The sequence below is a fragment of the Ruegeria sp. TM1040 genome (genome assembly GCF_000014065.1).
GTDB lineage: Bacteria > Pseudomonadota > Alphaproteobacteria > Rhodobacterales > Rhodobacteraceae > Epibacterium.
The window spans coordinates 1,839,216-1,864,176 of record NC_008044.1; the positions used below are offsets into that span (position 1 = coordinate 1,839,216).

Sequence of the window (24,961 nt, forward strand, 5' to 3'; positions counted from 1 at the left end):
CAAGTGCCCTTCATGGCCAGATCGTCCCCGGCGCTCGCTTCCATCTGAGTGCTTGGATCGGTCTTTGAAACCTCAGTCTTTGAAACCAAGGTTTCCTCTGGTCCGCGATCACAGCATTGCACGTTAAGACAACCTGCCCCTTTGGCATGCGCTGCGCTCTCGATCAGAGGTCCGATCAAGAACAGGGCAATCAAGGGGATCGCAAATATGGCGCGCAGGATGCTCACCCCACCTGCCTAGCGGAGTGAGCGCGTTGAAACAACTGTCATGCCGTGGCGCCCGCATGACATTTTCGTGCTGAACACCGGACAAATGCGCAATACATCGCGCCCGTATCATGGCCCGGGAAAGGCGATCGTTGCGCCTAATGCACTGCGCACCCTGAGGCGATCACTTCGCCGGGGTAGACTTCGTAGTTGGGCTTGGGATCTAGATACACCATCTGCACCGCGGTGATCTTGTACTGGCATTTCTCAGATTGCGCCGGGCTGACCGTTTGCCCCCCGACCCAGAGATCCAGCCACGGATAGCCCCGCGCGCCGGTATGACAGGGACCATCTTGCGGGCGCGGACCGTCGCCGCAAGTGTCCTCTACGATTGCATATTTCTTGAGACGCGGGAGATAAAACACTGTCCCAGCGGGAAAATCGAGAATGTCACGGCGCCCTTTCAAAGTGTGGCCTACAGCGAGGGTGATCGGGTCGCGATAAGTGCCAATCCCGCCGGCTCGCCGGTGTTTCACCGGGTGCGAGATCGCGACGGATCCTGGGGGCGTGTTATCCCAGAACCCGTAGCCCGTGATATAGGCCGCAAATCGCTGCTCCTGCGCCGCTGCCTCTGACGGACCGCTAAAACTGGCGATGGCCCCACCGAATGACACTGCGGCCATTCTGAAAAATTGACGTCCAAACCCATTCATCATTCCCCTCCCTTCGGATAGGGGTGAATGAAGCGCGCAAACAGGTCACAGCGGACTATGTTCCGCCTCACGCCTCAGCCCCACACAGCTATCGTAGCACAGCGCAAAAACTCTTCATAGTTGTACACACCTCCAATTGATTTTCCAAAGGTTGAATATGCAACCTTTTGCAGCGCGCCCGCGCGTCTTTTTCTGCAGGTTTCGCGCCAGTGTGAGAGGCCCGTTCCAGACAGAACCGCCCGGCTCAGAATGCTGCGGGACAAGCGAATAGCGCTCTGGACAAGGGTTTCTTCACCTTCTTGCCATAAAGAAGAGCTTAGAGATGGAAGGGAGATGACCTTGACGGATACAGAAAAGTGCAAAGCATGTCGCAACGGCAAAGGCTTCGAAGTCCCCATTTCCATGGCTTTTCATCCGATTGTCTCCGTCGGCTCCGGCAAAGTATTTGCCTATGAGGCCCTGGTGCGCGGACAGGATGGGTCTGGTGCTGCGCAGGTCTTTGAGCAGGTCAATGACGACAACCTCTATGCCTTCGACCAGAAATGCCGCAAGACCGCGATCGAACACGCCAGTCGCCTTGATCTCGGCGACACCGGGTCGCTCTTGTCGATCAACTTCTTGCCCAATGCGGTTTATGATCCCAAAGCCTGCATTCGCCTGACCTTGGAGACCGCAAAAAAGACCGGGTTTCCCGTGTCCCAGATCATGTTTGAGTTCACCGAGGTCGAACGGATCTCTGCGCCGCATCTCCTCGACATCCTCAGCACCTACCGTCGCCTTGGTTTTTTGACCTCGATCGACGACTTCGGCGCTGGATACGCCGGGTTAGATCTATTGTCCCGGTTTCAGCCGGATGTCGTGAAACTCGACGCCGAACTCACCCGAAATATTGATCAGTCAAGCGTCAAACAGACCATCGTGCGGCACGTCATCTCCATGCTGGAGCAGCTTGGCATCATCATCGTTGCAGAAGGTATTGAAACGCAGGGGGAATTCTCCTGCCTCTATGACCTAGGAGTTGACCTGATGCAGGGCTGGCTGTTTGCAAAACCAGGGTTTGAGACCCTTCCGGATGTCCGCTGGCCCGACGCGCTTCGGAGTGTCGAGGAAAGCAAAACCGCCTGATGCCCTCGCAGGCGCGTCGTCCGCATCCGGCGTGCGAGCCGAACATGGGTATATAGCCGGCTCGAGGGGCCCCCGAAGTGCGGAACTCTGCGCCAAACGAGTGCCTTAAGAGGTTTCTCTCGCCTTAAATTGCTCGGCCAATTGGTCAAAAACCAGCCTGATCCGACGTGCGGTGTGCAGCTCTGAATGGGTTGCCAGCCAAATCGGAAACGCAAAAGGATCTCGGTCCGGCAAAATTCTCTCAATTCCGGGGGTTGGGGCTGCTACATCATCTGACATGACACTAACGCCAAAGCCTTGGCGCACCAGTTCCCATGACACGACCCCGCTGTGCGATCCGATACGGAAATTTTTGCGCGTTACCGGAATGCCCGCCGGATTGAGAAACCCGATGAACCTCTCGACATCGCCAAAGCTGACAAAGTCCAACTGAGCCAGCTCTTCCTCGCTTCTGGGCCGTCCGACCTGATCCAGATAGGAGGAAGCCGCATAGAGATGCGCGCTCGCCTGCGCCACAAGCCGCGCGATCAAATCCGGCTGCGTCGGGCGGATGTGCCGGATCGCGATGTCGGCCTCGCGCCGGTGAAGGTCCCGGAGATCATTGGCGGCAACCACGTCGATTTCGAGCCGGGGCGCCGCAAGCCTGATCTGTTTGAGCATGGCAGGCAGTTGATAGGTCGACATCACATCGGACGCGGTGATCCTGACCTGCCCTTCGACAGATTGCGACTGGCCGGTTGCAGTCAGCGAAATCTTGTTCGCGACATCCGCCATCTCCCGGACATGGACCAATAGCTCCGTACCCGCCGTCGTAAGTCGGAGCGACTTGCCGACACGCTCAAACACGGTGACCCCAAGCGCCTCCTCGAGTGCGCCAACCTGACGGCCCACGGTCGGCTGCGTCTGGTTCAGCACGCGCGCGGCAGCCGAGAACGAGCCTTCCTCGGCAGTCGCCAGAAAGGATCTCACCTGGTTCCAGTCAAAGTTGATTGCACTCCAGTTCATGCATAAATGCATAACCATCCTGCAAAGCGGATCAATTCCATAAAACTGTGTTTGGATGTAAAGGTTGCTCTGACACCACAAACGGAAAGTAGAGATATGGCCGCTTCTTCAAAGGATGCCGCGTTCTGGAGCAAGATCTCGCGCAAGTATGCGGCGGACCCGATCCGCAACATGGACGGCTATCTGCAAACGCTTGATCGCACAAAATCCTACCTGAAGCCGGAGGACCATGTGCTCGAGATCGGCTGCGGCACGGGATCGACCGCTTTGCTGCTGGCGCCGCATGTTGCGCATATCACCGGCACGGATCTGGCACCGGGCATGATCGAAATTGCTGCCGAGAAACGTGCGAAAGAAGGGCTCGAAAACGTGACGTTCAAAGTGGCCGAGACGCTCGACCACAACCCTCAGGACGGCGCCTATGACGCCATTTTGGCGCATAACCTGCTGCATCTGTTGCATGATCTTGATCAATCGCTGCAGCGGATCGCTGCGCTGACCAAAACCGGCGGGGTCTTTATCTCAAAAACTGTCTGCGCCCCAAAAGCCGGTGGCATCAAATACGCGCTCATTCGTGCGCTCGCGATCCCGCTGATGCAGCGGATCGGAAAAGCGCCCTATGTGAATTTCATTTCGGTGCCGGACCTTGAGCGTCGTATTGAACGTGCCGGATTCGAGATTTGCGAGGTGATTTCCCAGCCCGGACTGATGCAGAGCCACTATGTTGTGGCGCGCAAACTCTAACGCCTTTCCTGCGCCAGCCGCTGAAGCCACCGAACGCAGGCGCATCGCTTGCTGCGATATAGAGGCGGGCGGTGCCCCTATCCGAGGCACCGCCCAATGGACTTACAATAGCGCCAGAACTTCCTTGGCTGCAGCTTCCGAAGAGGCTGGGTTCTGACCGGTCACCAATTGACCATCGGCCACCGCAAGAGGCTGCCAATCCGCGACATTCTCAAACTCTGCGCCAAGTTCGCGCAGCTTGGTCTCAAGCAGGAAGGGTACCGCTTTTTCGAGCCCTACGGCCGTTTCTTCACTGTTGGTGAAAGCGGTCACTTTGCGCCCCTTGACGATGGGCTCGCCCTTGGCATCCACAACCTTGGCAAAGGCCGCAGGGCCATGGCAGACCGACGCGACGACCTTGCCGCTGTCCCAGGCCTTGCCAATCGCGGCTGCTGCCGTCGCGCTCTCGGCGAGGTCATACATCGCGCCGTGCCCGCCCGGAATGTAGAGCGCATCATAGGCGGTGACATCCTCGTCTTCGAGGCGACCGGGCTTGGCGAGCAAGGCTGTTGCCGCTGCATCTGCGCGAAACCGCGTGACCGAGGCCGGCGCCGCATCGCCAGTTTCGTCGGAGTTCGGATCAATCGGTACAGGCTTACCTTCGAGCGTCACCAGCGTGACCTCGTGACCGGCATCGAGGAACGCGTAGTACGGGGTAGCCAGCTCTTCGTACCACACGCCCGTCGGTTTTCCGGTGTCGCCCAGTACATCGGCTGCGGTGGAGAGGATCAAAATGCGTGCCATGTTTATATATCCTTACGTGGTCCAGTGACGCCCCAGGAGGAGTGTGCGGGGCGCGTCTCACCTCATATAAGCAGGATCAGAAGATCGAGAAATTGATGCATACCATGACAGAAATCGATATTCTGGACATATGACTGTTGATATATCGCTCCTTCGCGTCTTCCACGCCGTTATGGAAGAGCGCAATGTCACTGCCGCTGCGCGCCGTCTGGGACAATCACAAAGCACGGTCAGTGCAGCGCTCGCACGGTTGCGGGATGCGTTGGGCGATGAGTTGTTCCTGCGCGCACGCTATGGTGTTGAGCCAACTGAAAAAGCGCTACAGATCGCGCCCGACATCGCCGCCGGCCTCGATCGACTCGAACAGGCGTTTCGCGCTGCAGAACCCTTTGACCCCATTCGCAGCACCCGGCGTTTCCGGTTACTGCTGGGCCCTTACGCCGAAGTGGTGCTGGCGCCGGATCTGGCCGAAGCCTTTGCTCAGCACGCCCCCAAAGCCCAGCTTGAGCTTGCGCCGATCGGTCCTGACCTAGATCCACGCAAGCTCGCCGCCCAAAGCTTTGACCTCGCCATTGGCCGCTTTGCACCGCCCCCCGACGATCTTGTGGTCTCGGATCTCTTTAGTGACGGGTTTCGCTGCATCGTCGCCCCAGCCGCTCTGCCCGAGGGCGCCAGTCTGGATCTCGATCTCTATGAGACCCTGCCCCATGTGATCGTCGCGCCCCCCGGCAGATGGCGGACAGGAGTGCATAAGTTGACCGCTGCCAGCGGCTTGCAGCGCAATACAGCCGTGGCAGTGTCGCATTTTCTGACGGCCGCCCCGACCGTGGCCCGTATCAACGGGATCGCCACTGTCCCTGCCCGCATCGCCGCCATGGTCGCGGCACCTTATGGGCTGCGCAATGTTGCAGTGCCGCGCGATCTTGGGACTTTTCCAACCCAGATCGCCTGGCACCCGCACCAGCGCAGAGATCCCCGTCATGTCTGGCTGAGAGACCTACTTTTGTCTCTCACCGCGACAAGCACCTGATTTTTCGGAGCTTTCAGCCCCACCACGGTCTTATGGCCGCCTTTATGCCACGCCTTTTTGGGAGCCCCATCAAAGTCGCCAGCGCAATCGCTTCGCCGACGCTGAGCGCGCATTGGGCGCCGACGCGACTGCAAGGACCGCAAGGCCGAATATGCGCAACGCTGTCGATGCAATTCTGCCAGACCGATTGTTGGACTTGGTCGCTGAGGTCCTGCGATCCGTTGAAAACTTTGAACCCTACGCCCCGCACCCGCTTGAAGACAGACGCAAAAAGAATCCTTGCGATCTCATCAAGAAAGGCGTAGGGGTGAGCCGCTAACGTTTCTTCTCTTCGAATTTCTGCTTCCGTGAAAACGGTATCGGTTGGTCGACTTGGATCGACTTTTGCCGAGCTGTCGCAATCACGCGGACAGATTTATTTGGAGACTACGGATATGGCCAATGGCACCGTAAAATGGTTCAACGCAACCAAAGGCTTCGGCTTCATTCAACCGGAAGATGGCACCCAGGACGTGTTCCTGCACATCTCTGCAGTTGAGCGTGCGGGCATCAATCGCATCGACGACGGTCAGAAAGTGACCTTTGACCTCGAAAACGGTCGCGACGGACGCACATCGGCAAGCAATCTCGCGCTTGCTTGAGAACCTGAGCTGGGGAGACGGACAAATGACCAACACCCCGGCAAAGGATGACGACGTCGATATTTTTGCACATCTCTCTGTATCTGCAGCGAAGTCAAAGACTTCGGATGTGATGTCGGCGGCGGATCGCACGACCCAGACAGTCAAGCGTCTCCGAGACGAGGAAGCCGCAGCCAACGCTGAAAAGGTTGCCCGTCTCAGAGCGTTCAGGAAAAAACATACTCCGAAACCAAAGACGTAACCGGGTCTACAAAAAGGCGCACTGCAACCTGCCCTTTTGTGGCAGATGCAGTGTTTCCAGATGCATGCGTCGAGCATTTCACTCTTTTTCGGAAGGGCGTGCTCCGCGGCGCATCGGAAGGCTCCGTGGCGGGGACATCCTCGCCACGGAGGCAACAGACTACTACCCCGATACGACAGCGCGCTCTGTAACCAACGCGGCACGAGATCCGCACTGCGCGCGCATCGCTTAGATCGCCTTTTGCGTGACTACTCCTCGCGCTGCGAGGATAGCGACGCACCTTCTTCGAGAAAGCACTGAAGACTGGGGGGATATCTCGGCCCTCCGTTGCCCTCACCTGCGCGCGCCTACATACGCCCCCGCTCATGCGGAATTTCGGATGCGCGACACCACATTGGACGGGCCTTCACGGCACGTCATACCAAATTCAAGATGAGAACATGATAGAGATTTTTTGGGGACCGAAGATGGTCCTGACCGAGATTGAAACCGGAACTCAAGAGGCCTTTGGCACCATTGAAAAGGCGCACCATTGGCTCAGCCGCAAATGGCCTGTTGCAGATTCCGCGGCCCGAGCTGCACTGGCCCAAGTCGAAGCCGCGATGGAATGCATGGGGTCCGTGCAGGACGCAAGATCGGCATTTCAAGACGCCGCCTGCAGCGCCGGGTTTCACATTGCAGATCAAAGCGCGCAGCCCCTGGCGTCATAGACGCAGCGGGCGTGCAAGGCTTTCAGCTGAAAGAAACAGCGGCCCCGCCCTCGTCGTGCAACAGACCGCAGAGGTCAATTGGGATCATTGGGAGGATAAAACCCTTCGTTCCCAATGGCATCCACCGAGACATTCACGCATGCAAATCTAGCTTCGCGGCGGAACATAGCTTGGACGGTGCCCCCCCAACCGGCCCCGCGTGATCGTAGCATTGAACGCCCAGGTTCGCAGGCAGAACAGGATCCAAGATCGACAAGCGGTGTTGGAGGACTGTAATAAACCGTCAGAGTGGATTATATGGAGGCGAGTACCGGAATCGAACCGGTGTACACGGATTTGCAATCCGCTGCGTCACCACTCCGCCAACTCGCCGCCTTGATACCTCGATGTGGCGGGTGGTGTCCGGCCACTGGGCGTGCACTGCTTTTATGAAGGTTGCCAGCGAGGTGCAAGGGTCAAAACCACATTCCTGCGCGAAAATTCATCCGCAAAATCCACCGCGAGTTCGACGAGCTGAGCCACTCGGTCATCGTCCAAAGCAGGCAAGATCAGTCGACGCGAATTTGCTCGAGCGGGAGATGCGTGGTCGATTTGATCTCTTCCATCGACAAGAGCGCCGTCACATTGTGGACCCGCACCTCTGAGATCAGCGCCTGGTAGAATTTGTCATAGGCGCGCGCGTTCTTCACCCGAACCTTCAGGATATAGTCGATGTCACCCGCAAGGCGGTGCGCTTCCTGAACTTCGGGGCGCTCCTGCAGGGCCTTGAGGAAGGATGCCTGCCAGCTGGCTTCATGCTCCGAGGTGCGGATCAGCACGAAGAAACAGGCCTCAAACCCCAGGGCCTCGGCATCAAGGATCACCGTCTGATTACCGACCACGCCAGCCTCGCGCAATTTGCGGATCCGATTCCAGACCGGGGTCTTGGAACTGCCCACTTGCTTGGCGATTTCATCCAGCGACTGCCCCGCATCACGCTGGAGTTCCGCCAGAATTTTCCGGTCCGTCGCGTCGATCCGCACTGTCATTCCAAAATTCTCCTCAAGTCAGGACGCGCGGACCTCACGGCGAAAGGCAGTGAGACATGTGTCCTTATTTCCCGGCCCATATAGCACAGAGAGGGGAATATTTCCTATATCTAGGGTCACGTCAAACACCAAAAAATGGACCGATGGATGCCCCGCGACACGCATTATATCCCGCCCCTCACGCCGCCCCTGCCGGGAGCCATGGGCGTGATGTGTCCGGGTGTCGTAGCCTTTGCGGGATCCGGTCCCGGAGATGTGGACCTGTTGACGCTCAAGGTGCTGAAGGCCCTTGGTGAGGCGGATGTCATCCTCTTTGACCGGCTGGTGAGCAAGGACATCATGGCGCTGGCGCATGAGGGTGCGTTGCTTGAAGATGTCGGAAAAGAGGGCTTCGGGCCATCAATGGCGCAGGAAGAAATCTGCGCGCGGCTGGTGCATCACGCCAAACGCGGCCTCAAGGTGCTGCGGCTCAAATCGGGCGACCCCACCATCTTTGGCCGGCTGGACGAAGAACTCTCGGCCTGCGAAGCGGCAGATGTCGACACGCAGATCCTGCCGGGGATCACCGCCGCCTCGGCGGCCGTCGCCGCCATTGGTCAGAGCCTGACACAACGGGGGCGCAATACCTCGGTGCGGTTCCTGACCGGTCATGACATGAAGGGGTTTGCCGACCACGACTGGGCCCAGCTTGCGCGCCGCGGCGAAGTGGCCGCTGTTTACATGGGCAAGAAATCCGCTCGTTTTGTGCAGGGGCGTATGCTGATGCATGGCGCCGATCTCACAACCCCCGTGACGGTGGTCGAAAACGCCTCTCGCGCAGATCAGCGTGTGCTGGCCACCACCCTGGAGCATTTGCCCGCCGATCTGGCCGCTGCGCACTTCAGCGGCCCGGCGCTCACCTTCCTTGGGCTTGCGCCGCGACAGGCGGCCGCCCTTACCGACATTCAGATGGAGCTTGCCTGATGGCCCGTGCATTCACCCCCAAAGTTGTCACCGCCAATCACTTGCTGGAGGGCGATGTGATTTACCTCACAGCTGAAAATGACTGGACCCGCGCTTTGAGCGAGGCGGAATTGATCACCGATGAAGCGGAGGCGCAGTTGCGTCTTCTGGAGGCCCAGAGCCAGGCTCAGATTGCCGTTGGTGCCTATCTCGCGGATGCGAAAGCCGGGGAACAGGGTCCGGAACCCACTCATTTCCGCGAAGAATTCCGCCGCACCGGCCCGTCGAACTATGCCCACGGCAAGCAGGAAGCCAAACTGGAGGCCACCGCAAATGTATAAGTACAACGACTTCGACTCCGCCTTTCTCGCAGAGCGCAATCGCCAGTTCCGTGCCCAGGTGGAGCGCCGCATCGCGGGCGCGCTGACCGAGGATGAGTTCAAGCCGCTGCGCCTGATGAACGGTCTCTATCTTCAGCTGCACGCCTATATGCTGCGGGTTGCGATCCCCTATGGCACGCTGAACCCCGATCAGATGCGCGCGCTCGCACTGCTCGCTGAGAAGTGGGACAAGGGCTACGGCCATTTCACCACGCGTCAGAACATCCAGTACAACTGGCCCAAACTGAAGGATGTGCCGGACATGCTGGACGCGCTGGCAGAGGTGAACCTGCATGCGATCCAGACCTCGGGCAACACGATCCGTAACGTGACGGCCGACCATTTCGCCGGCGCTGCCGCAGATGAGATCGAAGATCCCCGCCCCATCGCAGAGCTGATCCGCCAGTGGTCCACCGATCACCCGGAGTTTCAGTTCATGGGCCGTAAGTTCAAGATCGCCGTCTCCGGGGCCGCCAACGATCGCGCCGTCCTGAAGGCACATGACTTGGCGATCAAGATCGTCAAGAACGAGGACGGCGAAGTGGGCTACCAGGTGCTGGTCGGCGGTGGCCTTGGCCGTACGCCGATGATCGGCAAGGTGCTCAATGACTTTGTCGCCGCCGATGACCTCCTGCCCTACATCGAGAGCGTGATCTCGGTCTGGAACCAGCTTGGCCGTCGCGACAACAAGTACAAGGCCCGCATCAAGATCACCGTGCACGAGCTCGGACTGGAGAAGATCCGCGAGCTGACCGAAGAGCGTTTTGCGCAAGTGCGCCCGACCTTTGGCGGCGCAGATCAAGCGTTGTTTCAGGACATCAAGCGCCACTTTGCCGCGCCCGAGTTCCGCAGCGAAGGCACCGAGGTCTTTGACGCCGCTTATGACTCCGATCCTGTGTTCCGCGCCTGGGCCGACACCAACCTCGCCGAACACAAGGCGCCGGGGCATGCGATCGCGACCATCTCGATCAAGAAACATGGCGCCACGCCGGGCGATGCAACCGCCGCGCAGATGTACGCCATGGCAGATATCGCCGAAGAGTTCGCCTATGGCGAGCTGCGCATCAGCCACGAGCAGAACGTGATCCTGCCGCATGTGCACAAGAACGATCTGCCCGCAATCCACGCGCGTCTGAAGGCGGCGGATCTGGCGACCGCGAACATCGGCCTGATCTCGGACATCATTGCCTGCCCGGGCATGGATTACTGCGCGCTGGCCACCGCCCGCTCGATCCCCGTGGCGCAGGAAATCGCCACCCGGTTCGAGGACCTGAAACTCGAGCACGACATTGGCCATCTGCAGATCAAGATCTCTGGCTGCATCAACGCCTGCGGCCACCACCATGTCGGACACATCGGCATCCTTGGTCTGGATCGCGCGGGCGTCGAGAACTATCAGATCACGCTGGGTGGGGATGCGACCGAAACTGCAGCCATCGGCACGCGGACCGGACCGGGCTTTGCCTATGACGAAATCGTCCCCGCGGTGGAGCGCATCGTCGAAACCTATCTGGAGCAACGCGAGAGCGCCGAAGAAGAGTTCCTGCAAACCTACCGCCGCGTCGGCATGGAGCCCTTCAAGGCGGCGCTCTACCCGGCCTCCGAGAAAAAGGTGGCCTGAGGGATGACCCGTATAGATCAGGAGATCAGGGGCCATCCCGCCGCTGCTGGCAGCGCTGAGGCCCTGGCCGAGCAGGTTGCGGCGCTCAATGCCCGCTTCAAACACCACTCGGCCACCTCCGTGATGGAAGGGGCGCTGCGGGATGCTGGCAATATCGCGCTGGTGTCGTCCTTTGGGGCGGAATCGGTGGTGCTGTTGCATATGGCCGCCGTGATCGACCCCTCGGTGCCGGTGCTCTTTGTGGACACGGAACTCTTGTTCACAGAGACGCTGGTCTACCAGCAAGAAGTGAGCGAGCGCCTAGGCCTCAGGAATGTGCATGTCATCAAGGCGGATGACATCGCCGAAAAAGACCCCTATGGCGCGATGCGGTTTTCCGACACCGACGCCTGCTGCACCCTGCGCAAGACCATTCCGCTGCAAAAGGCGCTCGCCGGCTATGACGGCTGGATCACCGGGCGCAAACGGTTTCAGTCCGGCACCCGCGCCGCGCTCGACTTCTTTGAGGTCGAGGATGGCACCGGACGAATGAAGATCAACCCACTGGCCCATTGGGCGCCCGAAGACGTGCGCGCCTATATGGATGAAAACCGCCTGCCCCGTCACCCGCTGGTGGCCAAGGGCTATCCATCGATCGGCTGCGAACCCTGCACCAGCCCGGTCGCAGAAGGCGAAGACCCCCGCGCCGGTCGCTGGCGCAACCAGAACAAGGAAGAATGCGGCATCCACGTTGTGGATGGCAAATTCGTCCGTACAGGAGCTTGAGTAATATGAGCGTTATCGTAACCGACACGGGCTTTGCCCATGACGACTGGACCGGCGGCTTTGAGGGTGCAAATGTGCTTGATCTGGCCTCCGACACAGACCCTGCCACGCTGAAGGACCAGCTGGACGGCGTCGAGATGATCCGCGTTGATTTTCCCTCTTTTGCGGATGGGCGCGGGTTCACCATTGCGCGCATGCTGCGCCTCATGGGATATGACGGCCGTCTGCGCGCCAAGGGTCATGTGATCTCGGATCAATATGCCATGGCGCGCCGGGTTGGATTTGACGAGGTGGAAATCTCTGACGATCTGGCCACCCGCCAGCCCGAAGGCGAATGGCTGTTCCGCGCCAACTGGCAGAGCCACAACTACCAGGCACGCCTGCGCGCGCATTCCAACGCCGCGCGCTAAGCCAGCCCGAAGACCCGTCGTCAGCCCCCCCGCCCCAGCTGCGCGCGCAGTGGATCGCCTAGGGGCACCCCAAGGGCCCGTTCTGCGCAAGAGTGTCGCAGGAGGGGTTCCCCTGACCTAGATCAAAGATTAATCAGAGGTGCCGGTTTATCCCACCGGCAGAGACATGATGAACGAGATTACGCCCGTGAGTGAGCCTGTGACCGAAGCCGCCGCGCCTGCAAAGGCCAAACCCGCCCTGCCCGACGCCCAGACCGTGACGCAAGTGAAACACTGGACTGACCGGCTGTTTTCCTTCCGCTGCACCCGGCCTGCCTCCCTGCGGTTCCGCTCGGGCGAGTTTGTGATGATCGGCCTGATGGGCGACCCGGACCCAAAGACCGGCAAGCAAAAGCCCCTGCTGCGCGCCTATTCCATCGCATCGCCCTCCTGGGACGAGGAAATGGAGTTCTACTCCATCAAGGTTCAGGACGGCCCGCTCACCTCGAAACTGCAGCACATCAAGGTTGGCGATGAAATCATCCTGCGCCCCAAACCAGTGGGCACGCTGGTGCACGATGCGCTTTTGCCCGGCAAACGGATCTGGTTCTTTGCAACCGGCACCGGTTTTGCGCCCTTCGCCTCCCTGCTGCGCGAGCCGCAGACCTATGAGGATTATGATGAGGTCATCATCACCCACACCTGCCGCGAGGTAGGCGAGCTGACCTATGGCCGCGAGCTGATCGAGAGCTTGAAGGAAGACGAGCTCCTCAATGAGGTGATTGGCGAAGGATTCTGGAAGAAGATCAAATACTACCCGACCACCACCCGAGAAGAGAGCGCCAAGATGGGCCGCATCACCGACCTGATGCGCTCGGGCGAGGCCTTTGCAGATCTGGGCGTGCCGCCGCTGAACCCGGAAAGCGACCGCGCAATGATCTGCGGCAACCTTGCTTTCAACCTCGAGCTCAAGGATCTCTTCGAGAATACCTATGGCCTGGAAGAAGGTGCCAATTCCAAGCCTGCGCATTTTGTGGTGGAAAAAGCCTTCCTCGACTGAGGAGGCTTTGACAGCGTCTTACAAGAACGCCCCCGCACGCATGCTGCGGGGGCGTTTTCTATTTAGAACAGAGCCTTGCTGACACAGCTCAATAGAAAACGCCCCGAGGAACGGGGCGTTTGGGACGTTGTTCACAAAGCGGTGCAAGGGGGTCAGAGACCCAATGCGGTGCGCGCCGATTGCAGCGCTGCCTTCAACAGATCCGGGTTATCACGTGCCTGCGTGATCGCGGACTTCAGCGCAGTCTTTTTCAGCGGGTCCAACTCGGAGCCCTCGATGAGCTCGATCACACGGTCGTAGTTGAAACCCTCAGGCGTCAGCAGGGCGGCTGGCGTCTCGGCCTCTGCAGCCGCGGTGACATCTGCAGTCGCATCCGCCCCAATCTCCGGTGTAGCAGCTTCGGTGACGGCTTCAGCTGCGGCATCCGCAGTGTTCTGCGCCTCTGTGGCCAAGTCCACCGCCCCTTCGGTTACGGTGCTGACGGCCTCGGATGCGCTCTCCTGCGCGCCCTCAACGGCGTCTGCAACACCGTCCTGTGCCGCCTCGACCGCCGCCACGGCCTCTTCCTCGGCTGCGGCAACGGCAGCTTCGGCTTGTTCCTGAACGGCCTCTACCGTCTCGCCTGCCCCCTCAACCAGGTTCTCGGCTGCTTCAGAAGCTGCATCAACGGCGTTTTCAACCGCCTCTGTGGCCTGATCTACGGCCGTCTCGGCTGTTTCGGCAATCGCATCAACAGCCTCTTGCGCCTGCTCCTGCAGGTCGCCCGCTTCAGGTTCGCCGGTTTCAACCTCTGCGGCTGCCTCGGTGTCCTCGGTTGTGACTGGGGCCGCTTCATTGGCGACCTCGGCGGGCATATCGGTGACGGGCTGGTCCTCGGGCTGATTGAGGTACCAAACGGCCCCTGCAACCACCACCAAACCAATAGCGGCGCCCACTCCTGCAATTTTCATGGCAATATCCTTCCATGCTGACGTCCCGACGCGGGACGGATTGCAGATGTACTTCTGCTTAATCGAGGGATACAACAAGGGGGAAGTCTTTCGCCGCACTCCCCTCGGCAATGGGCCGCCACCCGTTCCGAGCGCTGCGTGAAAACTCTTGCCAATCGCAAAATCCCTTGTGTTTCCGGCTTGCAAGACAGTCCGACACCGATTAAATTCCCGGCTCAAATTTCTGCAATTATCAAAGGATAGAACCCATAGCTCGCAGACCTCATAACGCGCCGCCAACCCGTGACACTGGCCCGCGCGTCAACGACAAAATCCGCGCTCCCGAAATCCGCCTGATCGGGGCTGAAGGCGAAAACGTCGGCGTTGTGCATCCCGCCAAGGCGATGCAGATGGCCGAAGAGGCCGGTCTTGACCTTGTCGAGATCTCGCCAAACGCCACGCCGCCGGTCTGCAAGATCATGGACTTCGGCAAGTTCAAGTATGAACAGCAAAAACGCGAGAGCGAAGCGCGCAAGAAGCAGAAGATCATCGAGGTCAAAGAGGTCAAGTTCCGTCCCAACACGGATACCCATGACTACGATGTGAAGATGCGCAACGTGATCAAGTTCCTGGAGAACGGAGATAAGGTCAAAGTGACCCTGCGATTCCGTGGCCGCGAGATGGCGCACCAGAACCTGGGACGTGAGCTGCTTCAGCGCGTTGCCGAAGACATCAAGGAACTCGGCAAGGTCGAAAACATGCCGAAGATGGAGGGCCGTCAGATGATCATGATGATCGGCCCGCTTCCGAGCAAGTAATACCCCCTGACGGGGCCCCGCATGACGCAGGTCACGGTGCCCGGTTGCACATAAAAAAAGCCTCCCTTGATACGCAAGGGAGGCTTTTTAGCTTTCAATGATCGAAATCGAGCCTTACTCAGCCCGCGGCCGCAACGGCACGTTTGGTCATCACGGTCACGAGATGCGCGCGATAGTCCTTGGTGCCATGGATGTCGCCGATCATGCCCTCGGCCTCTACCGACAGGCCTGAAATCGCATCAGCGCTGAAAGCGCCCGAGAGCGCAGCCTCCGCCTCGCGCCAGCGGAACACGCCTTCCTCAGAGGCACCTGTGACCGCCACCCGAACACCATCGGCAAATTTCGCGACGAACACCCCGACCATCGCAAACCGCGACGCCGGCTGCAGAAACTTCTGGTAATTCGCGGCCTCGGCCACAGGGAACCGCACCTCGGTGATGATCTCACCTTCCTCAAGCGCGGTGGTGAACATCCCCTGGAAATAGTCATCCGCCGCGATCTCGCGGGCATTGGTCACAATCGTGGCCCCGCTGGCCAGAGCGGCGGCCGGGTAACAGGCGGCGGGATCATTATTGGCAAGTGAGCCGCCAATGGTGCCACGATTGCGCACTGCCGGATCGCCGATCTGACCCGCCAGGGCGGCAAGCGCCGGATAGGCCGCGGCGCCCTCTGCCACCTCTGCGTGGGTCGTCGCCCCGCCGATGGCCAGTTTGCCATCATCTGTCTGACAGATCCCTCTGATCTCCGCGATCCCGCCGAGGCTCACCAGCGTCGAGGGCATCGCCAAACGCTGTTTCAACGTCGGGATCAACGTCTGTCCCCCACCCAGCGCCTGCGCATCCTCTTCGCTCAGCGCCTGTACCGCATCAGCCACCGTTTCGGGACGTGCGAATTCAAACTCATACATCGCTCTTCCTTTCCGAAGGATCGCCCTTGGGCTCCTTCATCTTCTCATAAATATCCCGGGGGTGCGGGGGCTGGCCCCCGCTCCGCCATCTCAACCTTGCATCGCCGCCCAGACCCGCGCCGGCGTCAGCGGCATGTCGATGTGGGTGACATCCTTCCCGGCAGAGCGCAGCGCATCCACCACCGCATTGACCACCGCTGGCGGAGATCCAATTGCCCCTGCCTCTCCGCAGCCTTTCACCCCAAGAGGGTTATGCGTGCAGGGGGTCTGGCAGGAATGATCCACCTGATAAAACGGCACATCATCCGCGCGCGGCATGGCGTAATCCATGAAGCTCGCGGACAAGAGCTGACCATCCTCGTCATAAACACAGCCCTCCAGAAGCGCCTGCCCAATGCCCTGTCCAATTCCGCCGTGGACCTGACCGTCCACAATCATCGGGTTAACGATATTGCCAAAGTCATCGGCAGCGGCAAAGCGCTCGATGGTGACTTTGCCAGTCTCGGGATCCACTTCGACCTCACAGGCATAAGCGCCAGCCGGGTAGGTAAAGTTCGCCGGATCATAGAACGCCGTCTCCTCCAGCCCCGGTTCGATCTCTTCGAGCGGGTAGTTATGTGGCACATAAGCCGCCAAGGTCACATCGCCCCAGGCCACGGATTTATCCGTGCCTGCCACCGAGAACCTCCCGTCCTTAAGCTCAATATCGGCGTCCGAAGCCTCCATCAGATGCGCCGCGATCTTCTTGGCCTTGCTGATGATCTTTTCGGTCGCGCGCACCATGGCAGAGCCGCCCACCGCCAAGGAACGCGAGCCATAGGTGCCCATGCCCATCGGCGCGTTGTTGGTGTCGCCGTGCTCGATCTCCACCATATCCTCGGGGATGCCGATCATCTCGGCGATCACCTGCGGAAAGGACGTCTCATGCCCTTGCCCATGGCTGTGACTGCCGGTCATCACCACGATACCGCCAGTTGCATTGACGCGTACCGTCGCACTCTCATAGAGCCCTGCGCGCGCACCAAGTTGACCCACGAGGTTCGAGGGCGCGATACCACAGGCTTCGATATAGCAGTTGACACCCAGACCACGCAGTTTGCCGCTTTTCTCGCTCTCGGCGCGGCGCGCGGCAAAGCCTGCGATATCCGCAATCTCTTCAAGCTTATCCATCGTCGCCACATAGTCGCCGGTGTCATATTCCACCGCCACAGGCGTGGCATAGGGGAACTCGGTGACAAAGTTCTGCCGCCGGAGCGCGACCGGGTCGACATCCAGCTCGCGCGCGGCCTTGTCGATGACGCGCTCCAACTGGAAGGTCGCCTCGGGACGCCCAGCGCCGCGATAGGCATCGACTGGCACCGTATTGGTAAAGACCGCCTTGACGTTCACATAAATGAGCGGCGTCTTGTAGTTGCCCGCCATCAGCGTGCCATGCAGCCAGGTCGGCACCGAGGGCGCGAAGGTCGAGAGATACGCCCCCATATTGGCGTAAGTTTCGGTGCGCAGAGCGGTGAAGTTGTTGTCTGCGTCCAGCGCCAGTTCGATCTTGGTCACATGATCGCGGCCATGGGCATCAGACATGAAGGCCTCGGACCGCGAGGAGGTCCATTTCACCGCGCGGTTGAGCGCCTTGGCGGCAAAGGTGCAAAACGCTTCTTCGGCGTAGTGGAAGATCTTGGAGCCAAAACCGCCCCCCACATCCGGGGCCACCACGCGCAATTTATGCTCCGGAATGCCGAGCACAAAGGCGCCCATCAGGAGCCGGATCACATGCGGGTTCTGGCTTGTAGTATAAAGCGTGCTTTCGCCGGTAGCGCGGTTGAAATCGCCCACCGCCACGCGCGGCTCCATCGGGTTGGCGACCAAACGATTGTTGACCAACTCGAGCGTGGTTACATGGGCGGCCTCATCAAAGGCCTTGGCCACCGCATCCTTGTTCTCTTCGACAAAGCCCCAATCATAACAGAGGTTTGACGTCAGATCGTCATGTACCTTCGGGGCCTCCTCAGCAAGAGCGGCCTTCATGTCGATCACTGCCGGAAGCTCTTCGATCTCCAGTTCGATCGCCTCGGCGGCATCGCGAGCCAATTCGGCGCTCTCGGCCACCACCGCGGCGATCGGATCACCCACATGGCGCACCTTGCCCTGCGCCAGCACCGGGTGGGCAGGTTCCTGCATCACCTCACCAAAGCGATCCGTCACCTGCCAGCCGCAGGGCAGTCCTCCGACGCCTTCGAAATCTGCCCCGGTGAACACCCGCAGCACGCCCGGCATCGCCGCCGCTGCGGCAGTCTCAAGCGAGGTGATCCGCCCATGCGCCACATCCGAGCGCAGGAAATGCACATAGGCCTGACCGTTTACATTGATGTCGTCAGCATAATTCCCGGTTCCCGTCAGGAACCTTACGTCTTCGCGCCGTTTGGTGGCGGCCCCTATGCCGCTTTCCTTGGCTTCAATATCCTTAGGCATAATCCACACTCCTCCCAGAATTGCGAACCGGGCTTTCTGGTCATGCGGCGCGTCGGGCTCCTCTTCCCGCCGCAGCCAGACCAGAACTGATCCGCTGGATTGTCACGGGTTACTTGCAGCCCATCTGATGACAGGCTGTGCTCTTTCTTGGGGCTTATTCCGCCGCGATGGCAGAGACGTCCTGACCGGAGGCTGCCATGATCGCTTTGACGATGTTGTGATAGCCGGTGCAGCGACAGAGATTGCCCTCAAGGTAGTGGCGGATCTCGGCTTCCGAGGGCTTGGGGTTCTCTTTCAAGAGCGCCGCCGCCGACATCACCATGCCCGGCGTGCAAAACCCGCACTGAAGCCCGTGATGTTCCTGAAATGCCGCCTGAATCGCATTGAGCGTGCCGTCGGGTGCGGCTTGACCCTCGATGGTGGCGACCTCGGCCCCTTCGGCTTCCAGCGCGAGCATGGTGCAGGATTTTACCGCCTTGCCATCCACATGGACAACGCAGGCGCCACATTGGCTGGTATCGCAGCCCACATGGGTGCCGGTCAGCCCCTGCTGATCCCGCAGGAATGACACCAAAAGTGTGCGACCTTCGACATTCCCGGACACGGGGTTGCCATTCACGGTCATCGAGACCTTCGTCATAAATTCCTCCCTAGCTTGAATTCTTTTTATCTGGCTAAACCCAGTTAATCACGGGTCAGCAGATCGCGCGAGGATTTTATGCGACGCGGTTCGGATCCGCCTGCGCTGCGGCGCGGTCTTGGCCGGGTTGGGATCTCTTTCAAAAGCCCCCCTACCCCCATCGCCGCAATATCCGCCGAGGTCACATCTAGGCCACAGACCACCCGTTCCAGCACCCAATCTGCTCCGTTGAGCGCGGGCGATCGCGCGCAGCCCGGCAGGCCGATCACGGGCTTTTCGCCCAGATACCCAAGAAACAGCAGATTACCCGGATCAACCGGCATCCCAAAGCGCGTGACCTCCCCTCCCGCCATCCGGAGCGCCTCGGGCGCGACATCCTGCGGATCTGAGGTCGCAGAGCCCGTGAGCACCAAGAGGACCTCCCCCGGAGCGTCCCGGAGTGCGGAAGCGATCTCGGCCGTTCGATGCGGCTTGACCACGCGCGGGCTCAGCGTGATGCCCATCCGATCCAGCCGCCCCGCCATCGCCGCGCGGCCCTTGTCGGATGGAATCTCTTCGGTGATGCGGGTCTCGATCAGGGTCGCGGTGCCAAAGGCCGGCGCCAGCACGCGAATGGCTGCCTTGGCAGCGACTACAGCCTGCGCGAGATGCGCCTCCGGCACCGCATAAGAAATGATCTTGATCGTGGCGACCATACTGTCGGGATCGACGCGGTGATAGTCTGGCACGGTTGCCACGGTGATCATCGGATCTATCCCGTTCACCGCTGCAACCTGCGCCGCATCAAGCCGCACCACCCCCGCGCCCCGCGCATAGAGATTGACGCGCCCCGCGCCCGCACCGGAGATACGCAGCTCTTGACCCTCGGGGTCCGGCACCAGAGCCTGTGCCAAACGCAGCGCCGCGGCATCTTCATGCACATCACCGGGCTCCAGCTGCGCGACGATGATCTCTTGGTGCCCTAGCTCATTGAGATCCTCGATATGATCTGCGGTCAGTTCGGTACCTTTCGCAATCTTATAGTCCCGCCCGGAGCCATAGGGACGTGCGGCTGCGCGAATGGAATGTGCCGCAATCGTGCCCAGCGCCGCGCGCAAGGGTACGGGTCCGAATTTCATTCCGCCTTGCCCCGCAGCACTGCTGTGATCTCGGCAAGGATCGACACCGCAATTTCCGAGGGGCTGGCGGCGCCGATGTCCAACCCGACCGGGCCATGGATGCGCGCGATGTCAGCAGTGCCAAATCCGGCCTCGATCATTCGTTCGCGGCGTTGCCCGTGCGTGCGATTGGAGCCAAGTGCGCCGATGTAGAAACACTCTGACCGCAACGCGGCCATCAGCGCCGGATCATCGAGCTTGGGATCATGGGTCAGCAGGACCAGGGCGCAACGGCTGTCAAAGCCGATCTGGGCCACCGCGTCATCCGGCCAATCCTCGAGAATACGCACCCCGGGAAACCGCTCTTCAGAGCCAAAGGCCGCGCGGGGCTCGATCACAACCGGATCATAGCCCGCGATCTGCGCCATGGGGACAAGCGCCTGCGCGATATGGACGGCTCCGACCACGATCAAGCGCAGGGGCGGGTTATGCACGGCAACAAAGGTATTGCCGTCTTCCTCCACCCCGGAGCGATCCATCCGCAGGCGTTCGGGATAGGCGCCCGCCTCGACCAATCGGCCTTTGCCGCTTTTCAGGCTCACTTCATAGGCGACCGCCTCTCTTTCTCTGCGGGCCGTCACCAGCGCGTCGAGCGTCTCTTCTTTCAATACGGACCCCACAGGTTCCAACAGAACCTTGATGGTGCCGCCGCATGCCAGTCCAACCGCAAAGGCGTCGCCATCGCTCACGCCGAATTCCAACAGCTTGTGACAGCCCTGCGCCAAAGCCTCCTGCGCCTCAACGACGACGGCGCCCTCGACGCAGCCGCCAGACACGGAGCCTTCGATGCGCCCGTCGCCACCGACCACAAGCTGCGAACCGGTGCGCCGCGGCGCGGATCCCCAGGTCTGCACAACCGTACATAGAACAGCGCCCTGACCCGCGCGATGCCATGCAAGGGCCAGTTCAGGGGCCGCGTCAAAACGAGAGAGCGATCCCTCTTCTGCATTGGAGAGTGTGCCAGATGTCATGCCCGCAATTGTCATGTCAGAGATCCCGGTGCCAGTGGCCAATGGTTCGCACAAAGCATGGAGCGACGGGCGCGAAGTGCAAGGCCAAATCGTGCGGCACTGCTGCGCGAGGCGGCTCCAAGACGCTCGCTCACGCGCGTTCCTCCTGCATCATGGCCATCAGGCGCAGCTTTTCGCCAGTGTCATCCGGCCGCGAGAGCGCTTGTGCAAGATCTTCAAGCGACGCAATATTGTGACCTGCGCGAAAGCTGTCCACATGGGGCAGCATCGCCTGGATGCCGCGGGCGCGTGGCAGGAACCCATCCCACCGGAGCAAAGGGTTGAGCCAGACAAGACGCCCTGCAGAAAGCCGCAGGCGCTGCATCTCCAGCGCCAGGGTCTCTGGGACGTCGCGGTCCAGCCCATCACTTACCAGGAGCACCACCGCCCCCTGCCCCATGACTCGGCGCGACCAGTCCCGGTTGAAGGCATGCAGGCACCCACCGATCCGCGTCCCTCCCTGCCAGTCCTGCGCCTCGGCACCCGCCGCCGCGAGCGCCGCATCCACATCGCGTTGCTTCAGATGTCGCGAGATATTGGTGAGCCGGGTGCCGAAGGTGAAACCATGCACCTGCGCCCAGCGCCCCTGCCGCCCGTCAGCGGGTCGATTGGCGACCGCATGCAGAAAATGCAGCACCATGCGGCTGTACTGGCTCATGGAGCCGGAAATGTCGCAGAGAACCACAAGATTTGGAAACCGCTCGGCGCGTTTGCTGCGGGCGATGCGCGCGATTTCGCCCCCGGTGCGGCCCGCACCACGCATCGTGCGCCGCCAATCCGGCCTTGCACCTTGCGGCGCGGGTTGATGGCGGCGCGTTTTCAGAGGCGCAATCGGCAATCTCAGTGTGGCAAGCATCCGCTTGGCCTGCTGGATTTCCTCGGTGGTCATCTGTTCAAAATCAAGCGTCTTGAGCCGCTCTTCGGCCGAGAGGGTCATTGCGGCGTCGATTTCGATCTCCTCTGCTTCGTCCGTGGCCTCGGGTGATTCCTCGGGATGTTCGGGCAGTTGCCCATCCAGCAATGCCTCGGCAGCACGGGTCTCGGCAGGTTTGGCCGCGCGTTCCTGCTGTACGCCTCGGATCGCGGGCAGCATCGCCGCCATCATATGTTCCAGAAACCGGGGGTCACGCCAGAAGAGACGAAACACCTGCCCAAAGACCACGCGCTCTTCGGGACGGGAGACAAAACACGCGTGCAAGGTCCAGTAAAAATCGCGCCGCGACGTGAAACCGGCGGCCTCAACAGCCCTGATCGCATCGAGCACCCGCCCGGTACCAACATTGAGTCCGGCCTTGCGCAGAGCTCGCGCAAAATGGGTGATATTCGCGGCGAGTTTGGGATCGTCCGAGATCGCAAGCGAGGGGTATTCAACCATCAGCCTCGCTGGGGGCTTTGCCCCCAGACCCCCAGGATATTTGGTGTTAGAAGAAACCTCATGTCAGTGCTCCTGAAGCAAGGAACGGGCCTCATCCAGAAGGCGCTTGGCCTCTGATCCCTGCAGGCGCGCAATGTCATCCTGATATTTCAGAAGCGCGCCCAACGTGTCGGCGATCGTCTCGGGGCTGAGATTCACCACATCCAGCGCCAGCAGGCAGTTGGCCCAGTCGATTGTCTCTGCAACCCCGGGCTTTTTAAAGAGATCCTCGGTGCGCAGGCTCTGAACGAAGGCGACCACCTGACGGCTGAGGGCCTCGCTTGCCGTTGGCACCTGAGCCGTCAGGATTTCCAGTTCACGGTCAAAATCGGGGTAGTCCACCCAATGATAGAGGCAGCGCCGTTTGAGCGCATCATGGACCTCGCGGGTGCGGTTCGAGGTCAGGATCACCATCGGCGGCTCCGGGGCCCTGATTGTGCCAAGCTCCGGGATCGTGACCTGGAAATCTGACAGGGCCTCAAGAAGAAAAGCCTCAAACGGAGCATCGGTGCGGTCCAACTCATCAATCAGAAGAATGGGAGTGCCGCGCGCATCGGGTTGCATGGCTTGCAACAGGGGGCGCGCGATCAGGTAGTCCTGCGAGAAGAGTTCGGCCTGCAACGCCTCGCGGTCAGATTGACCCGCGCTTTCGGCCATGCGGATCGCCATCATCTGCGCTGCAAAATTCCACTCGTAGACGGCGCTTGCGGCGTCCAGACCCTCGTAGCACTGCAGCCGGATCAATGGCCGGCCCGTCACCGCCGCCAGCGCCTTTGCGATCTCGGTTTTGCCGACGCCGGCCTCACCTTCAAGGAACAAGGGCCGTCCAAGGCGTGTGGAGAGGAACACCACCGTCGCCAGGGCGCGCCCGCAGACATAGCCCGCCTCGGACAGCTCGGACTGAACCGCGTCGATGGATTGAAACCCTGCTGTTGTCATGAGATCCCCCGCCTTGCGCACTGCTCGTCCCAAGAGGGCATGAGGAGCCCTCAGCGTCAAGCAGTGTGACCGCAGAGCGCATGCAACATGTTGGGCGCAAAGCGTGTTCGGCCAATTGACGTCAGCGCATGGAGGGTGCGACAAGGTGCGCGCGCCGGATGACCAAAGCCCCAGCTTGGGGCAGGATCGGCCAAAGACCGCGCAGCGCCGCAGGCACCTGATCCGGGCGCAACCGGCAGGAGCAGAACGAGGGACAGGACAGATGCGCATTACCGCAGTGACCTGCGTCAAGAATGAAGGTCCGTTTCTGTTGGAATGGATTGCCTATCATCGCCTGATTGGCGTGACGGATTTTCTGTTTTACTCGAACGACTGCACGGACGGGAGTGATGTGCTCCTGGATGCGCTGGCGCAACGTGGTGGGCTCAGCCATCTGCCGAACCCGGCCAAAGGGCGCGCCTATCAGATGGAGGCTCTGAAGGACTGCGCCCATCAGCCCGTGGTCAAGCAGGCCGATTGGATATGGATTACGGATGTGGATGAGTTCCTCAACATCCATGTGGGCGATCACAGCATCCCTGCCCTGATCGAGGCCTGCCACTCCCCGGCGGCGATCTCTGTGACGTTTCAATTCTTTGCCAACGCCGGAATCGAGAAATTTGAAGATCGCCCGGTAATCGAGCAATTCACCCGGAGCCACAACCCGGACATCTGGTGCGGGGAAACCGCGATCGAAGTTAAGTCCCTGACCCGGCGCGATTTTCCCTTGGGATACTACGGTGCCCACCGTCCCTTTGTCAGCAAGTCCGCCAAGACGCATCCGCGCTGGTGCGATGGCAGCGGCAGGCAGGTCCCGCAAAAGTTTCTGACCGCCGCCAACCCGCGCCGGATCCGCAAGTTCCCCGCCAAAGGCGCGCGGCAGCTCGCAACCCTCAATCACTATGCGCTGCGCTCACTCGACAGCTATCTGGTGAAGAACGACCGCGGCGACGTGAACCGCGAAAACCGTGCCTTTGATGATACCTATTGGCGCGAGCGCAATGACCCGTCGTGGGAGGATCGCTCGATCCTGCGGCTGCTGCCAAACCTGAAGGCCGCGCTTGCCGAGATGAAATCAGATCCCGAAATTGCCCGTCTGCACGACGCCTGCGTCGCCGCGCACCTCGCCCAACGCGATGCCCTGCTGGCGCAGCCCGCGTATCAGGCGATGCGCGCCCAGCTGCAAAAAGCCTCTCCGCTGCCGCCGCAAGAAGAAGCGATGTTGATGCGGCTGGGTCTGATGTGAGGCGGAGGCG

Annotated in this window: 26 protein-coding genes and 1 tRNA gene; 14 read left to right on the forward strand and 13 right to left on the reverse strand. The window is 60.5% G+C overall.

What is annotated here, in order from left to right:
- Positions 1 to 364: 364 nt before the first annotated feature.
- Positions 365 to 889: a hypothetical protein gene (locus TM1040_RS13150; RefSeq protein ID WP_254658823.1), complete on the reverse strand. Its 525-nt coding sequence runs from the start codon at positions 887 to 889 to the stop codon at positions 365 to 367.
- A 363-nt stretch (positions 890 to 1,252) separates the two neighbouring features.
- On the opposite strand from TM1040_RS13150, the gene TM1040_RS13155 reads away from it, so the two are divergent.
- Positions 1,253 to 2,044, forward strand: coding sequence for an EAL domain-containing protein (locus tag TM1040_RS13155; protein WP_166485556.1), 792 nt, complete (start codon positions 1,253 to 1,255; stop codon positions 2,042 to 2,044).
- Positions 2,045 to 2,149: 105 nt separating this feature from the next.
- Here TM1040_RS13155 and TM1040_RS13160 read toward each other — a convergent pair whose 3' ends face one another.
- Complete coding sequence (locus tag TM1040_RS13160) at positions 2,150 to 3,049, reverse strand: LysR family transcriptional regulator (RefSeq protein ID WP_044026797.1); 900 nt, start codon at positions 3,047 to 3,049, stop codon at positions 2,150 to 2,152.
- Between the two features lie 96 nt (positions 3,050 to 3,145).
- Here TM1040_RS13160 and TM1040_RS13165 point away from each other — a divergent pair, with 96 nt between their 5' ends.
- Positions 3,146 to 3,793, forward strand: coding sequence for a class I SAM-dependent methyltransferase (locus tag TM1040_RS13165; protein ID WP_011539077.1), 648 nt, complete (start codon positions 3,146 to 3,148; stop codon positions 3,791 to 3,793).
- 102 nt (positions 3,794 to 3,895) lie between these two features.
- Here TM1040_RS13165 and TM1040_RS13170 read toward each other — a convergent pair whose 3' ends face one another.
- Entirely contained in the window at positions 3,896 to 4,576 is a 681-nt protein-coding gene (locus TM1040_RS13170; protein WP_011539078.1) for a type 1 glutamine amidotransferase domain-containing protein, read from the reverse strand.
- Positions 4,577 to 4,706: 130 nt separating this feature from the next.
- Between TM1040_RS13170 and TM1040_RS13175 the strand changes: the two genes are divergently transcribed.
- The 4 genes from TM1040_RS13175 to TM1040_RS13190 all read left to right on the forward strand — a co-directional run bounded on the left by TM1040_RS13175 (position 4,707) and on the right by TM1040_RS13190 (position 7,198).
- Positions 4,707 to 5,606, forward strand: a complete 900-nt coding sequence (locus TM1040_RS13175; RefSeq protein WP_011539079.1) for a LysR substrate-binding domain-containing protein — start codon at positions 4,707 to 4,709, stop codon at positions 5,604 to 5,606.
- 434 nt (positions 5,607 to 6,040) lie between these two features.
- Positions 6,041 to 6,247 (forward strand): cold-shock protein, encoded by a 207-nt coding sequence (locus TM1040_RS13180; protein ID WP_011539080.1) that lies wholly within the window; start codon positions 6,041 to 6,043, stop codon positions 6,245 to 6,247.
- A 25-nt stretch (positions 6,248 to 6,272) separates the two neighbouring features.
- A complete protein-coding gene (locus tag TM1040_RS13185; RefSeq protein WP_044026798.1) occupies positions 6,273 to 6,488 on the forward strand; it encodes a hypothetical protein in 216 nt (71 codons plus the stop codon).
- Positions 6,489 to 6,928: 440 nt separating this feature from the next.
- Complete coding sequence (locus tag TM1040_RS13190) at positions 6,929 to 7,198, forward strand: DUF982 domain-containing protein (protein WP_044026799.1); 270 nt, start codon at positions 6,929 to 6,931, stop codon at positions 7,196 to 7,198.
- Positions 7,199 to 7,496: 298 nt separating this feature from the next.
- Here the strand turns inward: TM1040_RS13190 and TM1040_RS13195 are convergent.
- Both TM1040_RS13195 and TM1040_RS13200 read right to left on the reverse strand, forming a co-directional pair.
- Positions 7,497 to 7,570: transfer RNA gene (locus tag TM1040_RS13195), tRNA-Cys, on the reverse strand.
- A 176-nt stretch (positions 7,571 to 7,746) separates the two neighbouring features.
- A complete protein-coding gene (locus TM1040_RS13200; protein ID WP_011539083.1) occupies positions 7,747 to 8,226 on the reverse strand; it encodes an Lrp/AsnC family transcriptional regulator in 480 nt (159 codons plus the stop codon).
- Positions 8,227 to 8,436: 210 nt separating this feature from the next.
- Here TM1040_RS13200 and cobA point away from each other — a divergent pair, with 210 nt between their 5' ends.
- The 6 genes from cobA to TM1040_RS13230 all read left to right on the forward strand — a co-directional run bounded on the left by cobA (position 8,437) and on the right by TM1040_RS13230 (position 13,383).
- Positions 8,437 to 9,189 carry a uroporphyrinogen-III C-methyltransferase gene (gene cobA / locus TM1040_RS13205; RefSeq protein ID WP_011539084.1) on the forward strand — a complete coding sequence of 251 codons (753 nt, stop codon included), beginning with the start codon at positions 8,437 to 8,439 and terminating at the stop codon, positions 9,187 to 9,189.
- Positions 9,189 to 9,509 carry a DUF2849 domain-containing protein gene (locus tag TM1040_RS13210; RefSeq protein WP_011539085.1) on the forward strand — a complete coding sequence of 107 codons (321 nt, stop codon included), beginning with the start codon at positions 9,189 to 9,191 and terminating at the stop codon, positions 9,507 to 9,509. Before cobA ends, TM1040_RS13210 begins: the two co-directional genes overlap by 1 nt.
- Positions 9,502 to 11,169: a nitrite/sulfite reductase gene (locus TM1040_RS13215; RefSeq protein ID WP_011539086.1), complete on the forward strand. Its 1,668-nt coding sequence runs from the start codon at positions 9,502 to 9,504 to the stop codon at positions 11,167 to 11,169. Before TM1040_RS13210 ends, TM1040_RS13215 begins: the two co-directional genes overlap by 8 nt.
- 3 nt (positions 11,170 to 11,172) lie before the next feature.
- Positions 11,173 to 11,934: a phosphoadenylyl-sulfate reductase gene (locus TM1040_RS13220; RefSeq protein WP_011539087.1), complete on the forward strand. Its 762-nt coding sequence runs from the start codon at positions 11,173 to 11,175 to the stop codon at positions 11,932 to 11,934.
- Positions 11,935 to 11,939: 5 nt separating this feature from the next.
- Positions 11,940 to 12,344 carry a DUF934 domain-containing protein gene (locus TM1040_RS13225; RefSeq protein WP_011539088.1) on the forward strand — a complete coding sequence of 135 codons (405 nt, stop codon included), beginning with the start codon at positions 11,940 to 11,942 and terminating at the stop codon, positions 12,342 to 12,344.
- A gap of 166 nt (positions 12,345 to 12,510) precedes the next feature.
- Positions 12,511 to 13,383: a ferredoxin--NADP reductase gene (locus TM1040_RS13230; protein ID WP_011539089.1), complete on the forward strand. Its 873-nt coding sequence runs from the start codon at positions 12,511 to 12,513 to the stop codon at positions 13,381 to 13,383.
- 152 nt (positions 13,384 to 13,535) lie between these two features.
- Here TM1040_RS13230 and TM1040_RS13235 read toward each other — a convergent pair whose 3' ends face one another.
- Positions 13,536 to 14,333, reverse strand: a complete 798-nt coding sequence (locus TM1040_RS13235) for a hypothetical protein (RefSeq protein WP_011539090.1) — start codon at positions 14,331 to 14,333, stop codon at positions 13,536 to 13,538.
- 248 nt (positions 14,334 to 14,581) lie between these two features.
- Here TM1040_RS13235 and infC point away from each other — a divergent pair, with 248 nt between their 5' ends.
- A complete protein-coding gene (gene infC, locus TM1040_RS13240) occupies positions 14,582 to 15,130 on the forward strand; it encodes a translation initiation factor IF-3 (RefSeq protein ID WP_044026801.1) in 549 nt (182 codons plus the stop codon).
- Between the two features lie 118 nt (positions 15,131 to 15,248).
- Here the strand turns inward: infC and TM1040_RS13245 are convergent, their stop codons facing one another.
- From TM1040_RS13245 to TM1040_RS13275, 7 genes are all read right to left on the reverse strand, one after another.
- Complete coding sequence (locus tag TM1040_RS13245) at positions 15,249 to 16,037, reverse strand: FAD binding domain-containing protein (RefSeq protein ID WP_011539092.1); 789 nt, start codon at positions 16,035 to 16,037, stop codon at positions 15,249 to 15,251.
- Positions 16,038 to 16,127: 90 nt separating this feature from the next.
- On the reverse strand, positions 16,128 to 18,506 hold the full coding sequence (locus TM1040_RS13250) for a xanthine dehydrogenase family protein molybdopterin-binding subunit (RefSeq protein WP_011539093.1): 2,379 nt from the start codon (positions 18,504 to 18,506) through the stop codon (positions 16,128 to 16,130).
- A gap of 154 nt (positions 18,507 to 18,660) precedes the next feature.
- Entirely contained in the window at positions 18,661 to 19,146 is a 486-nt protein-coding gene (locus tag TM1040_RS13255; RefSeq protein WP_011539094.1) for a (2Fe-2S)-binding protein, read from the reverse strand.
- A gap of 44 nt (positions 19,147 to 19,190) precedes the next feature.
- Positions 19,191 to 20,264, reverse strand: coding sequence for a molybdopterin-binding protein (locus TM1040_RS13260; RefSeq protein WP_011539095.1), 1,074 nt, complete (start codon positions 20,262 to 20,264; stop codon positions 19,191 to 19,193).
- Positions 20,261 to 21,274, reverse strand: a complete 1,014-nt coding sequence (locus TM1040_RS13265; protein ID WP_044026802.1) for an XdhC family protein — start codon at positions 21,272 to 21,274, stop codon at positions 20,261 to 20,263. Before TM1040_RS13265 ends, TM1040_RS13260 begins: the two co-directional genes overlap by 4 nt.
- 130 nt (positions 21,275 to 21,404) lie before the next feature.
- Positions 21,405 to 22,688: a vWA domain-containing protein gene (locus tag TM1040_RS13270; RefSeq protein ID WP_011539097.1), complete on the reverse strand. Its 1,284-nt coding sequence runs from the start codon at positions 22,686 to 22,688 to the stop codon at positions 21,405 to 21,407.
- 63 nt (positions 22,689 to 22,751) lie between these two features.
- Positions 22,752 to 23,666 carry an AAA family ATPase gene (locus tag TM1040_RS13275; protein ID WP_011539098.1) on the reverse strand — a complete coding sequence of 305 codons (915 nt, stop codon included), beginning with the start codon at positions 23,664 to 23,666 and terminating at the stop codon, positions 22,752 to 22,754.
- Between the two features lie 262 nt (positions 23,667 to 23,928).
- On the opposite strand from TM1040_RS13275, the gene TM1040_RS13280 reads away from it, so the two are divergent.
- Positions 23,929 to 24,951 carry a glycosyltransferase family 2 protein gene (locus tag TM1040_RS13280; RefSeq protein WP_044026803.1) on the forward strand — a complete coding sequence of 341 codons (1,023 nt, stop codon included), beginning with the start codon at positions 23,929 to 23,931 and terminating at the stop codon, positions 24,949 to 24,951.
- Positions 24,952 to 24,961: the final 10 nt, after the last annotated feature.

Excerpts from the sequence above, each read along its gene's own strand:
- TM1040_RS13215 (WP_011539086.1), top strand. The coding sequence starts at position 9,502 with ATGTATAAGTACAACGACTTCGACTCCGCCTTTCTCGCAGAGCGCAAT.
- cobA (WP_011539084.1), top strand. The coding sequence starts at position 8,437 with ATGTGTCCGGGTGTCGTAGCCTTTGCGGGATCCGGTCCCGGAGATGTG.
- TM1040_RS13220 (WP_011539087.1), top strand. The coding sequence starts at position 11,173 with ATGACCCGTATAGATCAGGAGATCAGGGGCCATCCCGCCGCTGCTGGC.
- TM1040_RS13265 (WP_044026802.1), bottom strand. The coding sequence starts at position 21,274 with ATGACATCTGGCACACTCTCCAATGCAGAAGAGGGATCGCTCTCTCGT.
- TM1040_RS13255 (WP_011539094.1), bottom strand. The coding sequence starts at position 19,146 with ATGACGAAGGTCTCGATGACCGTGAATGGCAACCCCGTGTCCGGGAAT.
- TM1040_RS13175 (WP_011539079.1), top strand. The coding sequence starts at position 4,707 with ATGACTGTTGATATATCGCTCCTTCGCGTCTTCCACGCCGTTATGGAA.
- TM1040_RS13270 (WP_011539097.1), bottom strand. The coding sequence starts at position 22,688 with ATGGTTGAATACCCCTCGCTTGCGATCTCGGACGATCCCAAACTCGCC.
- TM1040_RS13235 (WP_011539090.1), bottom strand. The coding sequence starts at position 14,333 with ATGAAAATTGCAGGAGTGGGCGCCGCTATTGGTTTGGTGGTGGTTGCA.
- TM1040_RS13245 (WP_011539092.1), bottom strand. The coding sequence starts at position 16,037 with ATGTATGAGTTTGAATTCGCACGTCCCGAAACGGTGGCTGATGCGGTA.
- TM1040_RS13230 (WP_011539089.1), top strand. The coding sequence starts at position 12,511 with ATGATGAACGAGATTACGCCCGTGAGTGAGCCTGTGACCGAAGCCGCC.
- TM1040_RS13160 (WP_044026797.1), bottom strand. The coding sequence starts at position 3,049 with ATGAACTGGAGTGCAATCAACTTTGACTGGAACCAGGTGAGATCCTTT.
- TM1040_RS13150 (WP_254658823.1), bottom strand. The coding sequence starts at position 889 with ATGGCCGCAGTGTCATTCGGTGGGGCCATCGCCAGTTTTAGCGGTCCG.
- TM1040_RS13165 (WP_011539077.1), top strand. The coding sequence starts at position 3,146 with ATGGCCGCTTCTTCAAAGGATGCCGCGTTCTGGAGCAAGATCTCGCGC.
- TM1040_RS13260 (WP_011539095.1), bottom strand. The coding sequence starts at position 20,264 with ATGAAATTCGGACCCGTACCCTTGCGCGCGGCGCTGGGCACGATTGCG.
- TM1040_RS13210 (WP_011539085.1), top strand. The coding sequence starts at position 9,189 with ATGGCCCGTGCATTCACCCCCAAAGTTGTCACCGCCAATCACTTGCTG.
- TM1040_RS13190 (WP_044026799.1), top strand. The coding sequence starts at position 6,929 with ATGATAGAGATTTTTTGGGGACCGAAGATGGTCCTGACCGAGATTGAA.
- TM1040_RS13200 (WP_011539083.1), bottom strand. The coding sequence starts at position 8,226 with ATGACAGTGCGGATCGACGCGACGGACCGGAAAATTCTGGCGGAACTC.
- TM1040_RS13250 (WP_011539093.1), bottom strand. The coding sequence starts at position 18,506 with ATGCCTAAGGATATTGAAGCCAAGGAAAGCGGCATAGGGGCCGCCACC.
- TM1040_RS13280 (WP_044026803.1), top strand. The coding sequence starts at position 23,929 with ATGCGCATTACCGCAGTGACCTGCGTCAAGAATGAAGGTCCGTTTCTG.
- TM1040_RS13180 (WP_011539080.1), top strand. The coding sequence starts at position 6,041 with ATGGCCAATGGCACCGTAAAATGGTTCAACGCAACCAAAGGCTTCGGC.
- TM1040_RS13170 (WP_011539078.1), bottom strand. The coding sequence starts at position 4,576 with ATGGCACGCATTTTGATCCTCTCCACCGCAGCCGATGTACTGGGCGAC.
- TM1040_RS13275 (WP_011539098.1), bottom strand. The coding sequence starts at position 23,666 with ATGACAACAGCAGGGTTTCAATCCATCGACGCGGTTCAGTCCGAGCTG.
- TM1040_RS13225 (WP_011539088.1), top strand. The coding sequence starts at position 11,940 with ATGAGCGTTATCGTAACCGACACGGGCTTTGCCCATGACGACTGGACC.
- TM1040_RS13185 (WP_044026798.1), top strand. The coding sequence starts at position 6,273 with ATGACCAACACCCCGGCAAAGGATGACGACGTCGATATTTTTGCACAT.
- TM1040_RS13155 (WP_166485556.1), top strand. The coding sequence starts at position 1,253 with ATGACCTTGACGGATACAGAAAAGTGCAAAGCATGTCGCAACGGCAAA.